Raw genomic sequence first — 20,443 nt, 5'->3', positions numbered from 1 at the left:
TAGAGTTTGGTTAACGGTGAAGGGAAAGCCCTTCACCGCATTGGATATATTTGGGAGGGGATCCATGAAGAAACTCGTTCTTGCCGCCGCTCTGGGCATTTCTGCATTTGCGTTCGCCGGACAGGCCTCGGCCGATGTCGGCGCCGGTCTTGTCGGCAACACCGTCACGCTGACGGCCGCTGACGGCACCGTCACCAAGATTTTCTATCCCGACACCTCGAACGTCCTTGTTCAGGGCGCGGACGGCGCGGAGATAGCGGGCAACTGGCGCGTCGCGGACAATACGATCTGCACCAAGGTCGGCGATGCGCCGGAAAACTGCACCGCCCCCATTGAGGAAGCACCGGCCGTTGGCAGCTCCGGCGTCATCGAGGGTGCCCAGGGTGAAGTCAAATGGGCGGTCTCCGAAGGAAAAGGCTTCTGACGCTTTCGCCTGTTCCCTTCCCGTCTTAGCCCTTAGAGTTGCGCCATCAGAATAACGCCTGAGGGAGCAACGAAATGGGAAGACTATCGGGAAAGCGCGCAATCGTTACGGGCGCTGGCAGCGGCATAGGCCGGGCCAGCGCCCGTTTATTTGCGCATGAGGGCGCTCAGGTCGTCGCCGTCGACCGCGCGGAAGATGCCGTGGACGAGACCGCCGCCCTGATCCGCAAGGAAGGCGGCACGGTTTCGTCCGTCGCCGCCGATGTCAGCGACGAAACCGCCGTCAAAGCCTTTGTTGAACATTGCATAGCCGAATATGGCGGCCTCGACGTCCTCTATGCCAATGCCGGCATCAGCGGCGGCCTCGTTCCGCTGCAGGAACAGACTGTCGGCTACTGGCAAGAGATACTGGCGATCAACCTGATCGGCCCGTTCCTCGCGATCAAATATGCCAGTCCCCACATGATCCGCCAGGGCCACGGCTCGATCATCTGCACGGCATCTGTTGCCGGCCTGCGCGCCAATGCGGGCGGCACGCCTTACAGCGCCAGCAAAGCCGGTGTCGTGAGCCTCGTCCAAACCACCGCCAACGAGTTTTACGGCACCGGCGTTCGCGTGAATGCCATCTGTCCGGGGCTCATCGAAACAGGCATGACGAAACCCATATTCGACGGCGCGAGAGCAAGAGGCTCGGAAGACAGGATTGGCCAGTTGAACCCGCTGAAGCGATATGGCCTGCCGCCGGAAATCGCGCAAGCTGCCCTCTTCCTTGCCAGCGACGATGCCTCCTATGTCAACGGTCAGGCGATTGCCGTCGATGGCGGCCTTTCCAGCACGCATCCCTTCGCCGGCCGGCGCTGAGCAGATCGCGTATCTTTGCCGGGTGTCACACCACAGCGGAGATACGCGTTTCCTCGCCCGCGCCTTCGATCGTCACGCGCAGCCTGCACGGGCCGAGCGCAAAGCCACTCACCGTTTTCTCCGAGAAAACGCCCGGCGATCCGACGATGAACCAGTTTTCTCCATCCGGACTTGCCTCAAGGGAGAGCGTCGCCCCTGCAAACTCACCCCATGTCCAGAACGTACCGGTGCCGCCCTGCCAAACGAGTGCATCGGAGCTGCCATTCGCGTTGCTATCCTGAAAGAACACTGCCATCCGTCTCTCCTGTTATCTGCATCGAGATGCGGCAGTGTCGCCGAAGGAAAGTGGATGGGGATAAGTTTGAGACACAAGTCGCTCAGATATCACGTATCGACAGGAAGACCGGGCCTTCCCTGAACAATTCGGAGGCGCGGCGCGCCTCCGGCGGTGGCAGATCAAGCGCAGTATCGCCCCAGAATTCGGCTGGCGCCGCAATGCTCTTTCTGCCGGCCAATGCACTCGCACAGCGGAGGGCGACCGCGCAAACGAGCTCCTTGCCTCCGCCCCTGCGGCGGAAGGCGAGAACATTCTCAGACCGCAGGCCGGATACCACCACGGGCTTGTAGTCGCCTCCCGCGAACAGTGCCGGATGTTCCAGCCGATAGCCGAGAAGCGACGCGATCAGCGCGAATTTCTCATCTGCCCACTGAATGCCTGTAGAGCCGCCCGCGATCAACTCCCGGCGTGCCGCATAGTCGACGGGACGGCGATTATCGGGATCGACCAGGCTCAAATCCGGCAGTTCGGCCCCCTGATAGAGATCGGGTACGCCGGGCACCGTGTAGTGAAGAGCGGCCTGCACCAAGCTGTTGGCGCGCGCTGCCGGTTCGGTCCATGCCACAAAATCGGTCAGGTCCGTGAGGAAATCGCGCGACCGTACCGGATCGAGCAAGGCCTCGACCAACTCCCTGCAGGAGGCTTCGTAGCTCTCGTCGGGCTCTTCCCACGCCGACCGGCGCTCCGCCTCCCGCAGCGCCTTGACCTGCCACGCCGTCACCCGGGCTGAAAAAGCCGCCAGGCCGGGCGCGTCCGATGCGGTGAGCCCCACCGGCCAGGCGCCGAACAATGTCTGGTAGAGCATGTAGAGATCGGGTGACGCCAGATTGCGGCTCAGCGGTGCATTCATTTCGCGCCAGGCTCTCACGCGCGTGCGCCATTCCTCCGGAATTTCACTCAGCACAGCCAGCCGCGCGCGAATGTCTTCGCCGCGCTTGTGGTCGTGAGTTGCGGTTGCCAGCATCGCGTGCGGAAAATCCCTGGCCCGCCGCGCCGCAGACGCATGAAACTCCCCGACCGTCGAGGCGAACTGTCCCGCGTCGAATCCCACATCATTGCGCGAGAGCAGCCGTCCATAGCGATAGAAGGCCGTGTCCTCCACCGCCTTGGCGGCAATTGGCACGGATAATTGCTGGAAGCGCCGCACTGCCTCCGCCGCACAATCCGTGTCCCCGGGTCCAGTACCCGCCAGCCACGCCAGCACCATGTCGACAACTTGTCCTTCGCCCGGCGGGATAAACGGCTCGACGCGCTTTCGTGCCAGGGTACGAATTTCTTCATCGCCTGCCGGTGCCGAGGTTCCCGTCCCATAGGTCCGGTAGACCGGAAAAACCCACAGAAGCCGCTCGATGGCGCGGCGTAACATCCCGGCGGTGATCTCCTCCGCCTCGGGCGTGGTTCGGGCGAGCGTGGCAAAAGCCGCGACGCAGCGGCTGAACTGACCTTCAAACTGCCAGGAAAGCGTTTCCTGCCGGGCGCGAAGTTCCTCTGCTTCGAAATCGCTGTGGCGGCCGCCCATTTCGCTCCATAGCGCAGTGAGAGGCCCTTCCCCCTCGGGCGCATGCAGAACCGCCGCAACCTCCGCCATGAAGTCGTAACCGCTCGTGCCGTCGACGGCCCAGTCCTTGCCAAGCTTTTCATCCGCACCGAGAATTTTCTCGATGACGATATAGGCGGGCTCCCGCGCCAGCCCTGCCGGACGTTCGATCCCCTCAAACCTTTCCCTCAGCATCCTGCAATAGCCGATCGGATCTGTAAGGCCGTCGACATGGTCTATACGGACGCCATCGATCAGCCCTTCTCCGTAGAGACGGAAATAGAGCGCATGTGTCTCTTCGAACACCTCCCGGTCTTCGATGCGAATGCCGGCCAGGCCCGTGATCGTGAAAAACCGGCGCCAGTTCAGTTCGTCATTCGCAATCCGCCACGAAGCAAGACGATAATGCTGCCGGTCGTGAAGCGTGCGCAGCCGGTCCCGTCCGGCTTCGCTCTTCGGATCGTAAAGAGCAAACGCCGCATGAGCGTCGTCCGCCAGCTCCGATGCATCTTCGGGCCTAAGAGGAAAGCGGTTCTTGCCATAGGCAGTAAAGAAGAAGTCTCCGTCTTCTTCTCGAAGTTCGATAACGCCCTTCTCGAGAGCGGCGGAAAACGGCTCTCCGAGCAGCGGCAGCAGCAGCTTCTCCCGCCAGTCTATATCGAAGAAACGGGCGTAGCGGCTGTTTCGTCCGTGAGCCAGAACATCCTGCCACCAAGCATTTGCGCCGCCCGCGAAGCCCATGTGGTTGGGCACAATGTCTATCACGATGCCGAGCCCACGCTTGCGCAAGGCGAGCGAGAGGGCACGAAAATCATCCTCGCTGCCCAGTTCCGGATTGATACGGGTCGGGTCGACGACATCATATCCATGCATCGAGCCGGCACGCGCCGTCGTGATGGGCGAGGTGTAGAGATGACTGATCCCGAGATCCTCGAGATAGGGAATCAGCTTCTCCGCATCGGCGAAGGTGAAATCCTTGTGGAACTGCATGCGATAAGTCGCGCGCGGGCTCATCTTGCTCTCTTCGATTTGAGGATGGCGATACGCCGGGCAATATCCGGCTGATCGAGCAGGTCGCGGGTCGGTCCCGGCATCCGCCGGCACCAGTTAGGATGCTCGTTCATGGTGCCTGGCAGATTCGGCTGCTCCACCAGCCCTACGATGTCTTCCATCGGCAGAATGGCGATTGGGCAAGGCGTTTCACTCACAAAGGCAAGAGCGGCGTCCAGAACAGGGTTCGCATCATCCGGCTCCGGCATCGCCGCGTCCGTCACGCCGGCATCGCGCATGGCCGCCCAGAATTTTGTCCGCTCCCGTTCGCGACCCTCCCGATGCTCCGCCTCACTTGGTGCGTCCGCCTTTCGCTTCAAATTCCACGTCCAGTCTATATCTCTGCCGCTCCACCAGCCGGCGACTGTCGGCAGGTCGTGAGTGCCGGTCATCGCGGCTGCCTTCCCCTGCCACTCCTTCGGGGGAAGGAATGCCTCGTCCGCACCGCGTTCAAACCAGAGAACGCGCATGCCGAGCATTTCTTTCCTGCCCATCTCCTCGCGAAGCCCTTCGGGAACGGTGCCGAGGTCCTCGCCTATGACGATCGCCTTGGCGCGTTGCGATTCCAGTGCGAGCAGGCGAAGCATGTCGTCGAGGGGATAAGTGAGATAGGCGCCATCCGCGGATGAGGCGCCCGACGGCACCACCCATAGGCGGCGCAGCCCGAGCGCATGGTCGATGCGAATGCCGCCAGCGTGGCGAAGCGCGGCGCGTATGGTGGCGATGAACGCATCAAAGCCGGTGCGCTGGAGTGCCTGCGGCGAAAATCCGGTGATGCCCCAGTTTTGTCCGTCGGGCCCAAGCGGATCGGGCGGTGCGCCAATCGACAGCCCGGTCAGCAGTTCTTCCGGCCGGCTCCAGGCATGACTGCCCCCCGCGTCCATGCCAACTGCGAGATCGGCAATAAGGCCGATTGCCATGCCCGCCTGTCGCGCCGACCGCTGCGCCTCGTCGAGACCCTTTTCCGCAAGCCATTGCAGGAAAATATAAAAACCGACCTCGTCTTCATGCGCGGCCGCGAAGGTGGCTACCGCCCGGTCCGATGGGTTGCGATATTCGATGGGCCAATCCTGCCAGCCACCTGCTCCGCTCTGCCTGAAAAAATGGGCGTGAAGCGCGTCGAAGAGGGCGTGCCGCCGCAGTTCCTCTCCGGCCTCCGCGACATAGGCTGAGACGGCCTCCTTCACGCCCGCGTCCCGTCCGTCGTAAGCCGCCCGAAGCGCGCCCAGACGTTCGGGTATCGCGGCTGGCCAGTCGATAAGTGCTGCTCGCGGAGCTGACGGCATGGCGCCGCCGATCAGGGCCGGGTCCGCATAGAAGACGTTCAGGAACAGCCGGCTCGATGGCGCGTAGGGGCTGTAGCGGCTTGTATCGGCCGGGAAAAGTGCGTGCACAGGGCTGATCGCCATGGCATCGGCGCCTCTCTCGCTAAAGGCGCGGGCGGCATCGGCAAGAGAACTGTAGTCGCCATAGCTCGTTTCGCGCGCATCGCGCAGTGCCGCAATTTGTATGGCGGGGCCCCAGACGCGACGCCCCCCGGTGGCTTCACCTATCGGATAGCAATGCGGGGGCGCTACTGCGAGCTGCACTTCGTGATCGTCCAGCAAGAGCCGATGGTAGCCCGGTTGGCCGATGGCAGGGAGCATCGCGCCATCCTGTCCGTCCTCCAGTACCACGTCGCGCGCGGAGCCATCCTCCAGAACAAGCCGCGCCCGCTTCGCTCCGCCATAACGGCCCTGCAACCGGATCACACTGCCTTGATCGCCTGAAAGAAAAGAGGTTTCACCGCTGGCGCGCTCTTCCAGCCGGTTGCAGCTATCGGCAATCGCCGAGCTGCTGTCGGCGGGCAAGCCGAGTGCCGCGAGGATCGCCGAAAGGGCGTCTTCGCTGACGCGCTGCCGTCTGCCGGCAGCATCCGTCCACTCGACCTGAATACCCGCGGCCTGAGCCAATGAGACGATCCTGCTCATATCCGTTCGAGCCAGACGGCAATGCTGCCGGGGGTTCCGGTTTCACCTTCACTGTAGATAACACCGTCTCCCGGCATCGGAACGGCGGCCGGCGTTTCTCCAAGATTGAAGGCGATCACAAGCACGCTGTTGTCGGCCATCCGCCATCTTGCGATAGCGGCTCCCTTGGCGAGAACTTCGGCTTCTATCCCGCGGGCGCCCTGCAGCCGTGGTACGATTTCCTTGTGCCGCAGCCGCAGAAGTTCCTTATAGAGAACTTTCCACTTCTCTCCGTCCGGTCCGGGCCGCGGGCGGGACTGCTCATAGGTATCGGCTGCGTTCGGATCCGGAATACGTTTGCGCGCTTCCTCGTTCGCATAGGATGGAAACTTCGCGAATTCCTGCCGACGTCCGCGGCGCACGGCATCCGCGAGTTCGTCGTGAAAATCGGTGAAGAAAAGAAAGGGCGTTTGCGAGCCTTCCTCGTCGCCCATGAAGAAGAGCGGGATCTGCGGAGAAAGCAGTAGAAGAGCCGTCGCCGCGCGAAGCCTTGCGGGGTCGGTGAGAACGGTAAGCCGTTCTCCCATCGCTCGATTGCCGATCTGGTCGTGGTTCTGAAGAAAGGAGACGAACGCCGCCGCTGGCAGATGGGCGCTTGTCCCGCCGCGCCGCCTGCCATCGAGATGTTGTGATACCTCGCCCTGAAAGGCGAAGCCTTCGGCAAGGCACCGGGCGAGCATCTCCGTCGGACGGGCGGCGAAATCGCCGTAATAGGAGCTCGTTTCGCCTGTCAGCAATACGTGCAATGCGCTGTGGAAGTCGTCATTCCATTGCGCGTCGTAGCGGCCCGCCGAAAGCCGGTCGGGATCGTTGTTCTCGTTCTCGAGGATGAGATGGATGTACCGATCGCTGCCAAGCTTCTCTCTTATTTCTCCGGCCATCCGGTCGAGAAAGTCATTGTTGGCTATCGCCTGAACGGCATCGAAGCGCAGCCCGTCGAAGCGGTATTCATCGAGCCACATCAAGGCATTGTCGATGAAGAAGCGCTCCACCGGCTTCTGGTCCACGGCGACGGCCGCGCCCCATGGCGTGTGAACGCTCGGATCGAAGAAATCCCGCGCATAGACGCCGAGGTAATTACCGTCCGGCCCGAAGTGGTTGTAGACGACATCGAGAAAGACCATCAGGCCGAGCTCATGTGCCTTGTCGACAAGCGCCTTCAATTCGTCCGGTGTTCCGTAGCTCTCCGCCGGCGCATAAAGCAACACGCCGTCATAGCCCCAGTTCCGCGTGCCGCTGAAGGCGGCTACAGGCATCAATTCAATGGCCGTAACGCCGAGATCAGCAAGAGCGGGAAGCCGGTCTGCAATGCCGGAGAAGCCGCCGAGCAAGCCGGGATGCACCTCCTGGATGACCGCCTCCTCCCATTTCCTGCCGCGCCAGTTGAGCGAGCGCCATTTGTAGGTCGACGGATCCATCACAACGCTCCAGCCATGCACGCCATCTGACTGCATACGCGCCGCGGGATCCGGCACCGCACGATCATTGTTCACGCGAAAACGGTAGCGGGCACCGGCTCCAACAGGCGCCTCCGCCATGAACCAGCCATTCGCCGTCTGTCCAAGCGGCACCGTCCTCCCTCCGTCGAGGACAAGCTCGACGGTGCCTGCATTCGGCGCCCACAGGGAAAACCTTGTCCGCCCCGGCTCCAGCAATGTCGCTCCCCACGCCATCATGCTTCTTCGCTCGCCGGTAACTCGATCGTGCAGCGCAGGAGGGCCGCGCCGCGCGCCTCCACCTCGTATTGACCGCTGACCTCTATCTCGTCCCGTTCGGGATAGATGCTGTCGATGAGAACGGTGCACTTGTTTTCGGATGGCGTTATGTGGAACGAGATCGGGTGGTCGGAAGCATTGAGAAGCAGCGTCAGCACTTCGATATGTCCGTCTTCGTGCCGGCATGCCCGCCGCATCGCGAGCGCACGGCCGTCCGGGTTGTTCCAGTCCTCCTCGGAGGGCGCGGTGCCGCGCTCGTCAAACCACTCTACGTCGTTGAGACCATGCCCGGTCGCATCTTCACCGTAGAGAAAGTTCGGCGCCCGCAGCATCGTGTGGCGTTTGCGTATGTCGATCAGCCGGGAGGTAAAGGCAAAAAGGCTTTTGCCCTCCTCCGTCTCCATCGCACTCCAGTCCAGCCAGCTGATTTCATTGTCCTGGCAGTAGGCATTGTTGTTCCCGCCCTGACTGCGGCCGAATTCGTCTCCGGCCAGCAGCATCGGTGTGCCGAGCGAGGTGAACAGCGTCGTCAGCATCGAGCGGCGAACGCGGTTTCGCACCTCAAGGATCGCCGCGTCGTCGGTCGGCCCTTCGGCTCCCCAGTTCCGTGAATAATTATGCGAATGCCCGTCCCGGTTTTCCTCGCCGTTGCGTTCATTATGCCGGTGTTCATAGGCGACGAGATCCGCCAGCGTGTAGCCATCATGGCTGGCGATGTAGTTCACGCTCGCCCAGGGCCGGCGCGCCCTACGGTCGAAGAGGTCTCCCGATCCTGAAATACGTGCCGCAAGTTCGCCGCGCAGCGACGCATCGCCCCTCCAGTATTTCCTCACGCAATCACGGTACTTGTCGTTCCACTCCGCGAAGCTCGGTGGAAAATTGCCGAGCTGATAGCCGCCGGGCCCGATATCCCAGGGTTCGGTTATGAGCTTCAATCCGCTCAGGACCGGGTCCTGCCGGAGTACGTCGAAAAAGCCCGCGCCCGGATTGAAGCCCTGGTCCGTCCGGCCGAGCGTCAATCCGAGATCGAAGCGGAAGCCATCGATGCCGAAGGACGTCGCCCAAAAGCGAAGCGAGTCCGCCACCATCTGGATCACGCGCGCATTCGACAGGTTGAGCGTGTTTCCCGTGCCGGTATCGTTGACGCAGTAGCGCGCGCTCTCGGCGGTCAGCCGGTAATAGGTGGCATTGTCGAGCCCGCGCCAAGACATGGTCGGTCCCCGCTCGCTTCCCTCGCATGTGTGGTTGTAGACGACGTCGAGAATGACCTCGATGCCCGCCGCGTGCAGCCGCCGGACCGCGATCCGCAATTCATCCTGATCGTCGGAAGCGAGATAGCTGCGCTCCGGCGCGAAGAAGCCGAGCGTGTTGTATCCCCAGTAATTACGCAGGCCCTTTTCCTGCAGGAAACGGTCCTGCACAAAGGCATGTATCGGCATCAGTTCGAGCGCCGTCACGCCGAGCCGCTTCAGATGATCGATCACCTTGGGATGCGCCAGCGCCGCGAATGTTCCCTGTTCGGTCGGGGGAACATCTTCCATCAGCTTTGTCAGCCCTTTGACATGGGCTTCATATATGACCGTCTCCGACCAAGGTGTGTTGGGCCTGATGTCGCGCGACCAGTCGAAAGTGGTATTCGTGACCACGCCCTTCGGCATGGCCGCCGCGCTGTCCCTGCGGTCGAAGCTCAGATCGGCGCGGTGCGAGCGAACGCGGTAGCCATGCAGCGCATCGGTCCGGCGCACTTCGCCGGCGAGTTTTCGTGCATAGGGATCGAGCAGCAATTTGTTCGGGTTGAAGCGGTGTCCTTCTTCCGGCGCATAGCGTCCATAGGCGCGGTACCCGTAGAGAAGGCCCGGCCGCGCATCCGGCAGATAGCCGTGCCACACCTCGTCGGTCCATTCGGGCAACTCGTAGCGCGCGATCTCCCGCTTGCCCGTGGGTTCAAACAGGCAGAGTTCGATCTTTTCGGCATGCGCCGAGAAGACCGCGAAGTTGACGCCGAGGCCATCAAAGGTGGCGCCGAGCGGACGCGGCGAGCCATTGTCAAGTCGCTCCGGAAGCGGGCTCATCGGTTCGGTCCCTCATGCTGGAGAATAACGGCGGCCAGAGGCGGCAGCACGACGCTCGCGCTTGCAGGCTGGCCATGGGCAGGCGCCGCGCGCGCTTCCACCAGACCGGCATTGCCGATGTTGCCGCCGCCGTAAATGGCCGCGTCGCTGTTCAATATTTCGCGCCACTGCCCGGCAAGCGGCATGCCGATCCGGTAGTCGGTGCATGGCTCCGGCGTCATGTTGACGAGCACCACCATGGGCGGCGTTCCGGTCTCGCCATATCGCGCATAGACGAAAACGCTGCGCTCCGCGTCTGCGCCGACGATCCATTGAAAGCCCGCAGGCTCCGTGTCGCGTGCGTGGAGTGCCGGTTCGCTCGCATAGAGCCGATTGAGGTCGCGGACGAGGCGTTGCACGGCGGCGTGTTCGGGGATCGACAATAAGTGCCACGCGACTTCGGCATCGTGGTTCCACTCGCTGTCCTGCGCGATCTCGCCCCCCATGAAAAGGAGCTTCTTGCCGGGATGCGTCCACATGAAGGTGTAGTAGGCGCGTAGCGTCGCGAATTTCCGCCACCGGTCGCCCGGCATCTTCCCGATCAGCGAGCCTTTCCCATGCACCACTTCGTCATGGCTCAGCGGCAGAACGAATTTCTCCGAGAACGCATAGACAAGCCCGAAGGTCATCTCGGAGTGATGCCATTTGCGATAGAGCGGATCGCGCTCCACATATTGGAGCGTGTCGTGCATCCAGCCCATGTTCCACTTGTAGGAAAAGCCGAGCCCTCCGCTTTTGAGCGGCGCCGAAACGCCCGGCCATGCGGTCGACTCCTCGGCGATGGTGACGGCGCCCGGGCAGCGTTCCGCGATGATGGCATTGAGCCGCTTCAGGAAGTCGACGGATTCCAGATTTTCCCGCCCGCCATGAATGTTCGGCACCCATTCGCCGGCCTTGCGGCTGTAATCCCGGTAAAGCATCGACGCAACGGCGTCGACACGTAGCCCATCGACATGAAAGGTCTCGATCCACCAAAGCGCCGACGCAAGAAGAAAGCCCGCAACTTCCGTCCGGCCGAGATTGTAGATCATCGTATTCCAGTCGGGATGAAAGCCCTCCCGCGGGTCCGCATGTTCATAGAGATGCGTTCCATCGAAATGGGCGAGGCCGTGCGGGTCCGTCGGAAAATGAGCCGGTACCCAGTCGAGGATGACGCCGATGCCGGCGCGGTGACATGCATCAACGAACCGCGCGAAATCCTCCGGTTTCCCGAAGCGCGCGGAGGGCGCGAATTGCGAGAGTGTCTGGTATCCCCACGAGCCACCGAACGGATGCTCCATGATGGGCAGGAACTCGACATGCGTGAAGCCCATGTCGGCGACATAGGGAATGAGCCTGTCTATCAGCGCATTCCAGTCGAGCGTACCTTCCACGTTCCCCTCCGGCCGTACCCATGAGGCCGCATGTACCTCGTAGATCGAGATCGCGGCATTCGGGCGCTGGCGGGAGGCGCGTTCAGCGAGCCAGTCTTCATCCGTCCAGCGATAGTCCGGCGGCGCGGCGACGACCGATGCCGTCGCAGGCGGTGCCTCGGTGGCGCGCGCGACAGGGTCGGCTCTTTGCGTCGTGCTGCCGTCCGCACCCGCGATTTCGTATTTGTAGCGTGTGCCCTGGCCGAGCCGCGGCACGAAGAGCTCCCATATCCCCGCGCCATGGCGCAGCCGCATCGGGTGCCGCCGTCCATCCCAATTGTTGAAATCGCCAATGACGGATACGCGCCGCGCATTCGGCGCCCATACCGCGAAGGCAACGCCCGCAACGCCTTCGATCGTTCGCGGTTGCGCGCCGAGGACGCGCGCGAGATCCCAATGCCGGCCTTCGCCGAAGAGATACAGGTCGAGGTCTCCGAGCACCGGGCCGAAGGAATAGGCATCCTCGACCTCCTGCACCGCACCGCCGGGCCAGAGGATGCGCAAGCTATAGGGCTTGTCCTCCTTCATCCGGCCCGCAAAGAGCCCGTCCGAAATCTCCTCGAGCGTGCCGATGTCCTCGCCGCCGGAGCGCGCGATAAGTGACACACTTTCCGCGCCCGGCTGAAATGTACGGACGACATATCCATCATCCTGAGCATGCGGTCCGAGCAGCGCGAACGGATCGGTCAAACGCCCTTCGAGCAGAGCCCCCGCCGCATATTCGAGCCTGTCGCCGCCCTCCATCAAATTCCCTTTCCGTTGAGTATCGCTTCCGCCACGCGTGCAAACCCCGCAACGGGAACGTCGATCCAGTCCGGCCGGTTGGCCGCCTCGTAGGCAACCTCATATGCCGCCTTCTCCAGAACGAGGAGATTGAGCAAGGGGTCGTTGCCGATGTCGCGCTCTCCGGCATATCCGTCCAGGAACGCCTCCACCGCCTGAACGCGGAAGCGCGCATAGCGTTCACCCGTCCGGATTTCCTCCGTCTCCGCGCTTGCGGGGCGCTGCCGCTCGGCAACCGCCGCCGCATAATCGAACGAGCGGAGCAGCCCGGCCACATCGCGCAGTGGAATATCTTTCTTCCGCCGGTCGGCAAGCGGCTTTGCCGGCTCGCCTTCGAAATCGATCAGCATCACGTCGCTGCCGGTCACGAGCACCTGCCCCAGATGCAGATCGCCATGAATTCTTGTGCGCACGCGCCCTTCAGCGGAAATGGCGAGCTCGCGGATGCGCATGAGCAATATCTCGCGCTGGCCGAGCAGCGTTTCGTCCTCGGTTCCGGTCTGCGGAGTCAGGTCGAGCGCGGTAGAAACCTCGTTCGCGATGCGCTCGCCCATTTCGGAAGCGGCCGCCGCATCCATGGTCTCGGGTGCAAAGGCCGGATGCTTTGCCGGTTGCGCGAGCACGGCGTGCATCTCCGCAAGCCTCTGGCCAAGGTTCCTTGCGAAATTGGCGTAGTTGGAGAAACTCCAATCCATGTCGGTCGCCATCCGCTCAAGCGCGCCCAGCGTCCACTGCCATCCGTCGCCCTGGTTATAGACGAAGGTCTGCATCAGCATCAGCAGGCTCGTGCCGTCATCATCAATACGATTCGCTTCGGCGAGAATGGCCGGGACATTTTCAAATCCCTTGTCCGTCAGATGGCGCACCATCTCGACCTCAGGGTGAATGCCCTTCTGTATCTTGCGCAGAACTTTCAGTACCGCTCGCTCGCCCAGCACCATCGTGCTGTTCGATTGCTCCGCCGCCAGCCAATGCGGCTTGAGGTCGGGTTCAATGTCGAAGCCCGGATGAGCGGTGAACTTCACCACGCTTCCGTCGAGCGGCAGTTCCGCCCCGCTTTGCATTGCCTTCACCACCGTCTGCGAGAAGGTCTCGAGCGAGAAGCCATCCGTCAGCAGCCCCACATGCCGCCCGCGCCGCACGCGCGCGAGGGCGAGGTTGGAGGCGAAGGGGCCCGCCTGCTCTCCCTCCCAGACGATGCCGAGAGGCAATGCATATGAATTCGTGCCGCTATCGGTCGTCACCTCGAGTTCCGTCCACAGCAAATCCTCCGCGCCGGGCAGCGCCGCCGTTTTCGCAACGCGAACGCCGCGCAGCGTCTCGTCCTTGGCGCCAAACCAGCGGCGATAGGGAAGATAGGCGGGCAGCACATCGTTCTCGAGAACATGCCGGTTGTTCCCCTGCGTGACATCCGTCAGCGAGGGGCGCAGCACGAATGTGTATCTCTCGATCTCCATGCCGGGCGCCCCGCTCGCCCATTCGGGCGAGGTCGCATCCTCCGCGAGGCGAAACCAGAGAAAGCCGTAAGGCGGCAGCGTCAGGAGATAAGGCAACTGCCCGATGGCCGGAAAAGCCGCGCCGCCGCTCAGTTCCATGGGCGTCCGGTTTTCATATTCATGCAGGTCCAGCTCCACCGCCTGCGCGGTCCGGCTGAGATTGGCGACGCAGAGAATGATGTCTCCGTCATGCTCGCGCAGATAGGCGAGCACTTTCCGGTTCGCTGGCCTGAGAAAGCGTTGCGCACCGCGTCCGAACGCGCGGTGCTCCCGCCGCACCGCCAGCATCCGCTTCAGCCAGTTCAGCAGCGAGTGCCGGTCCCGTTCCTGCGCCTCGACATTGACGGCCTGAAAGCCGTAAAGCGGGTCCATGATCGCGGGCAGCGCCAGTGTCGCCGGGTCCGCGAGCGAGAAGCCGCCATTGCGGTCGGGCGACCACTGCATCGGCGTGCGCACACCATCCCTGTCGCCGAGATAGACATTGTCGCCCATGCCGATTTCATCGCCGTAGTAGAGCACCGGCGTGCCCGGCATGGTCAGCAGCAGCGCATTCATCAACTCGATCCTGCGCCTGTCCCGCTCCATCAGCGGCGCCAGCCTGCGGCGAATGCCGAGATTGATCCGCGCCCGCCGGTCCGCGGCATAGGTGTTCCAGAGATAGTCGCGCTCCGCGTCCGTCACCATTTCGAGCGTCAACTCGTCATGATTGCGCAGGAAAATCGCCCATTGGCAGCTTTCATCTATGTCGGGGGTCTGGCGCATGATGTCGGTGATCGGGAAGCGATCTTCCTGCGCCACCGCCATGTACATGCGCGGCATAAGCGGAAAGTGAAACGCCATGTGGCATTCGTCGCCGTCCGTGCCGAAATATTGCTGAGTGTCTTCCGGCCACATATTCGCTTCCGCCAGCAATACGCGGTCCTTGTAGTGTCGATCGAGGTCGGCGCGGATCTTCTTAAGGACTTCATGCGTCTCCGGCAGATTTTCGTTCGATGTTCCCTCCCGCTCGATCAGATAGGGGATGGCGTCGAGCCGCAGCCCGTCGACGCCCGCATCGAGCCAGAAATGCATCACGGACAAGACTTCCTTCAGCACCGCAGGATTGTCGAAATTCAGGTCCGGCTGGTGCGAATAGAAGCGATGCCAGAAATAGGCGCCAGCCTCCTCGTCCCAGGTCCAGTTCGATTTCTCCGTATCGCAGAAGATGATCCGCGTGCCGGCGTAATTCTTGTCGCTGTCCGACCAGACATAGAAATCCCGCTCGGGGCTTCCCGGCGGTGCGCGGCGCGCCGCCTGAAACCAGGGATGCTGGTCCGATGTGTGGTTGATGACCAGCTCGGTGATGACGCGAATGCCCCGCCCATGCGCCGCCTGCACAAAGGCGCGCATCTCTTCAAAGGTGCCGTAGTCCGGGCTCACATCGCGGTACTCGCCGATGTCGTAGCCGTCGTCGCGGCGGGGGCTCGGGTAGAAAGGCAGCAGCCAGATCGCGGTCACGCCGAGATCGGCGATGTAGTCGAGCTTACGCATCAGCCCGGCGAAATCGCCGATGCCGTCATTATTGGCATCGAAGAACGACTTCACATGAAGCTGGTAGATCACCGCGTCCTTGTACCAGAGGGGATCGGTCTCGAGCGCCTGTTCGGTCATGACGCGCCTCCCGGTGAGATGCGCCAGATCCGGTAAGGCTGTTCCGGCTCGAGCCGAATATGCTGATATTTGCCACGCCAATGGAAATGATAGCCCTCCGCCAGGTCCTCGACGGCGACGCTGCCATGATCGGGCAGGCCGAATTCCCAAAGCGGCACTTCAAAATCCGCTTCCTGCGGATGGAACGGATCGAGGCTGACGGCGACAAGGATGATGTCGCTGCCATCGGACGACGGCTTGCCGTAATAGAGAATGCTATCGTTATGCGCGACGTAGAACCGCGTATTCAGATGCGTCTGCAGCGCCGGATGGGCGCGGCGGAGCCGGTTCAGCAGCGTGATGTCGGCAATGATGTTGCCCGGCGCCTGCCAGTCGCGCGGCCGGATTTCGTATTTCTCGGAATCCGCATACTCCTCCCGGCCCGGCAACGCCGCCGCCTCGCAGAGTTCAAAGCCGGAATAGACGCCGAACAGTCCAGACAGCGTCGCCGCCAGAACCGCGCGAATGCGAAAGCCGGGGCGTCCCGAATTCTGCAGAAAGACCGGATTGATATCGGGCGTGTTGACGAAGAAATGCGGCCGGTAAAATTCCTTCGGCGCCGTCTTCGTCAGCTCCTCGATATATTCGGCAAGCTCCGCCTTGTGGTTCCGCCAGGTGAAGTAGGTATAGGACTGAGAGAAACCGATCTTGCCGAGGCGATACATCATCGCCGGCGCCGTGAAGGCTTCGGCGAGGAAGATCACATCCGGATGGATTTTCCTGATGTCACCGATCATCCACTCCCAGAAAGGCAGCGGCTTGGTATGCGGATTGTCGACGCGGAAGACCTTGACGCCGTGGCTTACCCACAGCAGCACGACGTCGCGCCACGCGAGCCAGAGGCCGGGCACCGCATCCTCCGCATAGAAGTCGACATTGACGATGTCCTGATATTTCTTCGGCGGGTTCTCCGCATATTTCAGCGAGCCGTCCGGCCGCCAGGCGAACCAGCCCGGATGCTCCTTCAGCCAGGGATGGTCGGGCGAACATTGAATGGCGAAGTCGAGCGCGATTTCGAGACCCTGCGCCGCTGCTGCGTCCACCAGCCGGTCGAAATCGTCGAAGCCGCCGAGTGCCGGGTGAATGGCGTCATGGCCGCCTTCCTTGCTGCCGATGGCATAAGGGCTGCCGGGGTCGCCCGCCTCCGCCGTCAGCGAATTGTTTTTCCCTTTCCGATTGGCGCGGCCTATCGGATGTATCGGCGGGAAATAGAGCGTGTCGAAGCCCATGTCGCGAATGGCCGGAAGCCGCGCGATCACATCGTCAAACGTGCCGTGGCGCTTCGGATCGTCCGTCAGCGATCTCGGGAAAAGTTCGTACCAGCTCGAAAAGCGCGCCGCGAGACGTTCCGCGTCGACGCGTTGCGGGTTCGACCGGACGCTATGCGGCCGGTCGTCCACACGATCCATCAATTGCGCCAGTTCGGGCGACAGCAGCAGCACCGCGCCTTCCGCGCCATTGCCCATCTTTTCCAGTTGCGTATCGATATTGGCCAGCACCGGGCGCGTCTTTTCGTCCGCCCGTTGGAGCGCCTTCTTCACCAGTGCGCGTCCTTCCATGAAGTCGCCCGCCAATGCCACATCGGCATCGAGCTTCTTCCGGAAGTCGCGGCGGAAGCCACCGAAGCGGTCCAGCCAAGCCTCGATGGCGAATTCATGCCGCCCGAGGCGGGAGAGCGGAAATTCGCCGCCCCAGCGATTGTTCGGCAGTTCCTCCATGCGGACCGCCGTCCAGTTCTTCTTGTCCGCCGCGCGCCATTGAATTTCTGCCGCAAGTTGCTCGTGACCATCCGCGAAGATTGTCGCCTCGACGGTCACCATTTCGCCGGTCACGCGCTTCACCGCGAAATCGCCGCCTTCGACGCGCGGCGTCACGTCCTCGACGACAAGCCTCGGCCGCGCCGCCGCCGTCTTGACGCTGCGGGCATTTGCCTTTGCGCCGCCGGCAACAGGCTTCGCGCGCCGCGCCGCGAGCAGCCGCACCTCCCCCGCCGCCAGCGGCGCGAAGGCATCGCCCGCCGCCTCTACGGGGGTGAAGTTGTCGAACGCCGCGCCCGCGGCGGGCAGAATGTCCTCCGGGTCCGGTGCGGGCTGATCTTCCGCCGTCCCGTTGATCAGCAGCAGGACGGCCTCGCCCGCCCTTCGCATATCCGCGGTATCCGTCCGCAGCAGGGCCGTCACCGCCGAGGCGGAGCCGGTAAGCCGGCGCGCTTCGCCGCCGAGATGGCCCGCGCGCTCCGTCAGTCGAAGCGCGCGCTGAACTGCATCCCGATGCCCCTGCGTCAGCAGCCCGGACGGCACGATCAGGCCTTGCCCCGTGCAGGCCGCCGCTCCAAGAAGGCGGGCCACGGCTTGCGCGTCGCCGCCCTCCTTCACTTGCTCGCGGCGCACTTCCGATATGAGCGGCGCCACATGGCGAAGCTCTTCATATTCCTCGATCAGCCAGGGCGCTCTGAGGTCCCACCAGCCTAAAGACGAAATCAGATAATCTATGCCTGTGTCTGCAAGGCTCCGCGCGGCCGCGCGCGACAGGCCGGGAGGGCCGGCGAGAAAGACGGGCGCGTCCTTCTTCCGCAGGTCCCCTGTCAGCATCTTGATGAACGCCGGGTCCGCCCGCTCCGCCGACAATAGCGAAAAGCCTTTCGCGCCCGCCGTCATAAGCGATTTCAATCGCTCGCCAAGCGGCTTGCGCAATGCTTTTTTCGCCTCTTCCGATCTCAGCCGCGCGCGTGCTTCGCCGATCGCGGGCAGGGGCTTTCGCGGATCGAGCGGTGCTTCCTGTCCCGGCTGGCGGCGAAGAGCGAAAGCGTCGGGATAATCGTGAACGAGTTGATGGTCGATCGGGAAACGGTCGAGTTCGACCGCCAGCAGCAGGTCGAGCCCCGCCGTCTCGCACGCTTCCGCCGCGCCGGGCGGAATGATTTCCTCATCGGAAAAGATCGAGCCGGACCACTCCCAGAGAAGGCTCCCGAACCCCAGCTCAGCCGCTTCCTCCGACAGGCGGCGCCAGCCGTCTGTCGCCGCCGGTTCGTCGGGACGGACCGAAAGGACACGGACAGGTAAATGCGGCAAGACTGGACTCCATCGGGGCAGGATGTGGAGTCAATCAACCAATGGCGGGGTTACGGGTTCCATTTGCGCAAGCTTGAAGCGCCATGCCCCGCAAATAGCCTGCATTATGTGTATTTTTAACCCGTAGCACTCAAACAGGCTCAAACAGCCTGCCGCCGGGCCAGCACAATCTAATTCGTATACGGATTAACAAGCTCCGGCTGCCCTCAGTCCAGCTCGACATCCAGCAGCCGCACGAATTGTTGCCCGCAATGCATGTCGCGTTCGACCATGCCTCCCTGCGCCGCCGTTCGCGCATAGGAAATCTTCAGCATGTTCAGCCGCGGCACGGGATAGCGTTGCACCAGCGCCGGATCGGCACCGAACAGGCGCTGCATCAGCGCCGGCCCCAATGCCGGGTGATCGCTGTAGCGCGTGAAATTTTCCGGGCCGTCGAAGAACAGATCGAAAGTCACCCAGTAGGGACCGGCATTCTTCGAGCGGATATGGCGGCAGACTTCGGCCAGCTTCGTCATCATGCGCCCTCCCCTTTCGCCAGATCGATCCATTTGGTGCGCACCAGTTCCATCGGATCGTCGAGCTCGATCACGTGATTGAGTTTGAACTCGTAAACCGGTCCGCGCTCTATGTCGGCGGGCGAGAAGGCAAAGCCATAGCTCGGCAGTTCCTTGTCCAGCACAACGGGGAAGTGAAAGAAATAGGGGTTGCAGGCCTTGGCGATCTGCGTCGCCATTTCCTGGCTCTCCGCCGTGGCGACGAACAGCACGCCGATTTCGCGCGGCGCCGCCGTGCCCGGTGGCGGACGGTCGCCGGAAACGGCGTTCCAGCCATACATCCTGAGCGAAATATGGAAATCGCCGGCCGCCGCGCCGATGGTCTTTCGCGTGCGCTCGTAAAGCGCCGCCAGCAGATTGTCGTGGAATTCATCGACGCGGCAGAGCACATCGGGGTCCTGAATGCCGACAAGCATGATCGTCTGGAATTTGCCGCCGCCCGCGCCTTCAAGCTTCATCGTATAAGGCGCTGGCTCCCAGACCGAACCTGTCACCCGCACCCTGCGCTCGTCGACGGCGGCATAATCGGCATCCGTGACGTTCAGCACGCCGCCGGGTTCGGTCAGCAGGAAGGGATTGCTGTTCTCATAAAGCATATGCGCCGACACACTGTCCGGGTCGCAGCGATTGCCGGGGCTGAGCGGCTCCACCTCGAAGCCGTCATTGCCGATGCTGATCAGCACACCGGCGCCGTTGGTGGGGTACATGGTGCATTGCGCGCCGCACTCGGCGACTTTCGCAGCATGCCATGACGGACCGGAGGGCGCGCCCTTCATCAGCGCGAAACAGGCGAGCACCGCCGTGTCGGTGGTGCGGCCGCCCAGCACAATGTCGGCCCCCGCTTTCAATGCGGCGATGTAGGGCTCCGGGCCCATGGCGGCGACGATGTGGTCGCAGCTTTCGATGGTCGCATCGTCCAGCGGACCGAGCGGCGGCAGCGGCCGGATTTTTCCGGCGGCATTGCGCGCCTTCAGCATCTCCTTGTCCTGTTCGCTGTAGAGCAGCGCGATCTTCGGGCGAATGCCGAGTTCGGCGGCCACTTCCACAACGATGTCGCGGGTCCAGTCGAGGTTCTTGTCTCCGCCCGCCTGTCCGCATGTGCCGACGATCAGCGGAATCCCCGCTTCCGCTCCCGCCCGCATCAGGATCGTCAGGTCGCGCTTCACCGAGCCGCGATTGTTCTTGGAAATGCCGAGCGCCAGATAGGCGGCGCCGCTGTCCGTCGAGCCCGCATCGGTGGCAATGGCATGGGCGCCCTGGGCGATGCCGTAGCGCACCTCCTCCTCCCGCGCACCGGCGCCCAGCGACCCGGTGGGCACGAGAATCTTGATCGGACCGTCCAGCATCATGCGCATCCATGGAAAGAGGTGGCCTTGGGCAAGGCCGATGGCAGAA

At 62.8% G+C, this 20,443-nt stretch carries 12 protein-coding genes; 2 read left to right on the top strand and 10 right to left on the bottom strand.

Annotated elements, in window-relative coordinates; translation table 11 throughout:
* Positions 1-64: 64 nt before the first annotated feature.
* Positions 65-424: a hypothetical protein gene (locus PLAV_RS02795; RefSeq protein ID WP_011995463.1), complete on the top strand. Its 360-nt coding sequence runs from the start codon at positions 65-67 to the stop codon at positions 422-424.
* Positions 425-498: 74 nt separating this feature from the next.
* Positions 499-1,284 carry an SDR family NAD(P)-dependent oxidoreductase gene (locus tag PLAV_RS02790; protein ID WP_011995462.1) on the top strand — a complete coding sequence of 262 codons (786 nt, stop codon included), beginning with the start codon at positions 499-501 and terminating at the stop codon, positions 1,282-1,284.
* A gap of 25 nt (positions 1,285-1,309) precedes the next feature.
* Here the strand turns inward: PLAV_RS02790 and PLAV_RS02785 are convergent, their stop codons facing one another.
* The 10 genes from PLAV_RS02785 to PLAV_RS02740 all read right to left on the bottom strand — a co-directional run bounded on the left by PLAV_RS02785 (position 1,310) and on the right by PLAV_RS02740 (position 20,397).
* The gene (locus PLAV_RS02785; protein ID WP_011995461.1) at positions 1,310-1,579 is read right to left on the bottom strand and encodes a hypothetical protein; all 270 of its coding nucleotides are present in this window, start codon (positions 1,577-1,579) and stop codon (positions 1,310-1,312) included.
* 82 nt (positions 1,580-1,661) lie between these two features.
* Positions 1,662-4,172: a malto-oligosyltrehalose synthase gene (gene treY, locus PLAV_RS02780; protein WP_011995460.1), complete on the bottom strand. Its 2,511-nt coding sequence runs from the start codon at positions 4,170-4,172 to the stop codon at positions 1,662-1,664.
* Entirely contained in the window at positions 4,169-6,178 is a 2,010-nt protein-coding gene (malQ, locus tag PLAV_RS02775) for a 4-alpha-glucanotransferase (protein WP_011995459.1), read from the bottom strand. The genes treY and malQ overlap by 4 nt, the downstream gene beginning before the upstream one ends.
* Positions 6,175-7,893: a malto-oligosyltrehalose trehalohydrolase gene (gene treZ, locus PLAV_RS02770; protein ID WP_011995458.1), complete on the bottom strand. Its 1,719-nt coding sequence runs from the start codon at positions 7,891-7,893 to the stop codon at positions 6,175-6,177. Before treZ ends, malQ begins: the two co-directional genes overlap by 4 nt.
* The gene (glgX, locus tag PLAV_RS02765; RefSeq protein WP_011995457.1) at positions 7,890-10,004 is read right to left on the bottom strand and encodes a glycogen debranching protein GlgX; all 2,115 of its coding nucleotides are present in this window, start codon (positions 10,002-10,004) and stop codon (positions 7,890-7,892) included. The genes treZ and glgX overlap by 4 nt, the downstream gene beginning before the upstream one ends.
* Positions 10,001-12,199 carry a 1,4-alpha-glucan branching protein GlgB gene (glgB, locus tag PLAV_RS02760; protein WP_011995456.1) on the bottom strand — a complete coding sequence of 733 codons (2,199 nt, stop codon included), beginning with the start codon at positions 12,197-12,199 and terminating at the stop codon, positions 10,001-10,003. Before glgB ends, glgX begins: the two co-directional genes overlap by 4 nt.
* Complete coding sequence (gene treS, locus PLAV_RS02755; protein WP_011995455.1) at positions 12,199-15,384, bottom strand: maltose alpha-D-glucosyltransferase; 3,186 nt, start codon at positions 15,382-15,384, stop codon at positions 12,199-12,201. Before treS ends, glgB begins: the two co-directional genes overlap by 1 nt.
* Entirely contained in the window at positions 15,381-18,494 is a 3,114-nt protein-coding gene (locus tag PLAV_RS02750) for an alpha-1,4-glucan--maltose-1-phosphate maltosyltransferase (RefSeq protein WP_011995454.1), read from the bottom strand. The genes treS and PLAV_RS02750 overlap by 4 nt, the downstream gene beginning before the upstream one ends.
* Before the next feature lie 206 nt (positions 18,495-18,700).
* A complete protein-coding gene (locus tag PLAV_RS02745) occupies positions 18,701-19,012 on the bottom strand; it encodes a DUF4387 domain-containing protein (protein ID WP_011995453.1) in 312 nt (103 codons plus the stop codon).
* Positions 19,009-20,397, bottom strand: a complete 1,389-nt coding sequence (locus PLAV_RS02740) for an acyclic terpene utilization AtuA family protein (RefSeq protein WP_202944000.1) — start codon at positions 20,395-20,397, stop codon at positions 19,009-19,011. Before PLAV_RS02740 ends, PLAV_RS02745 begins: the two co-directional genes overlap by 4 nt.
* Between the last annotated feature and the right edge of the window lie 46 nt (positions 20,398-20,443).

This window comes from Parvibaculum lavamentivorans DS-1 (assembly GCF_000017565.1).
Taxonomy (GTDB): domain Bacteria; phylum Pseudomonadota; class Alphaproteobacteria; order Parvibaculales; family Parvibaculaceae; genus Parvibaculum; species Parvibaculum lavamentivorans.
This window is presented reverse-complemented; position numbering and strand designations above follow the sequence as displayed.

Coding starts and splice junctions, on each gene's coding strand:
- PLAV_RS02795 (WP_011995463.1), top strand. CDS start 65: ATGAAGAAACTCGTTCTTGCCGCCGCTCTGGGCATTTCTGCATTTGCG.
- PLAV_RS02790 (WP_011995462.1), top strand. CDS start 499: ATGGGAAGACTATCGGGAAAGCGCGCAATCGTTACGGGCGCTGGCAGC.
- PLAV_RS02785 (WP_011995461.1), bottom strand. CDS start 1,579: ATGGCAGTGTTCTTTCAGGATAGCAACGCGAATGGCAGCTCCGATGCA.
- treY (WP_011995460.1), bottom strand. CDS start 4,172: ATGAGCCCGCGCGCGACTTATCGCATGCAGTTCCACAAGGATTTCACC.
- malQ (WP_011995459.1), bottom strand. CDS start 6,178: ATGAGCAGGATCGTCTCATTGGCTCAGGCCGCGGGTATTCAGGTCGAG.
- treZ (WP_011995458.1), bottom strand. CDS start 7,893: ATGATGGCGTGGGGAGCGACATTGCTGGAGCCGGGGCGGACAAGGTTT.
- glgX (WP_011995457.1), bottom strand. CDS start 10,004: ATGAGCCCGCTTCCGGAGCGACTTGACAATGGCTCGCCGCGTCCGCTC.
- glgB (WP_011995456.1), bottom strand. CDS start 12,199: ATGGAGGGCGGCGACAGGCTCGAATATGCGGCGGGGGCTCTGCTCGAA.
- treS (WP_011995455.1), bottom strand. CDS start 15,384: ATGACCGAACAGGCGCTCGAGACCGATCCCCTCTGGTACAAGGACGCG.
- PLAV_RS02745 (WP_011995453.1), bottom strand. CDS start 19,012: ATGATGACGAAGCTGGCCGAAGTCTGCCGCCATATCCGCTCGAAGAAT.
- PLAV_RS02740 (WP_202944000.1), bottom strand. CDS start 20,397: ATGATGCTGGACGGTCCGATCAAGATTCTCGTGCCCACCGGGTCGCTG.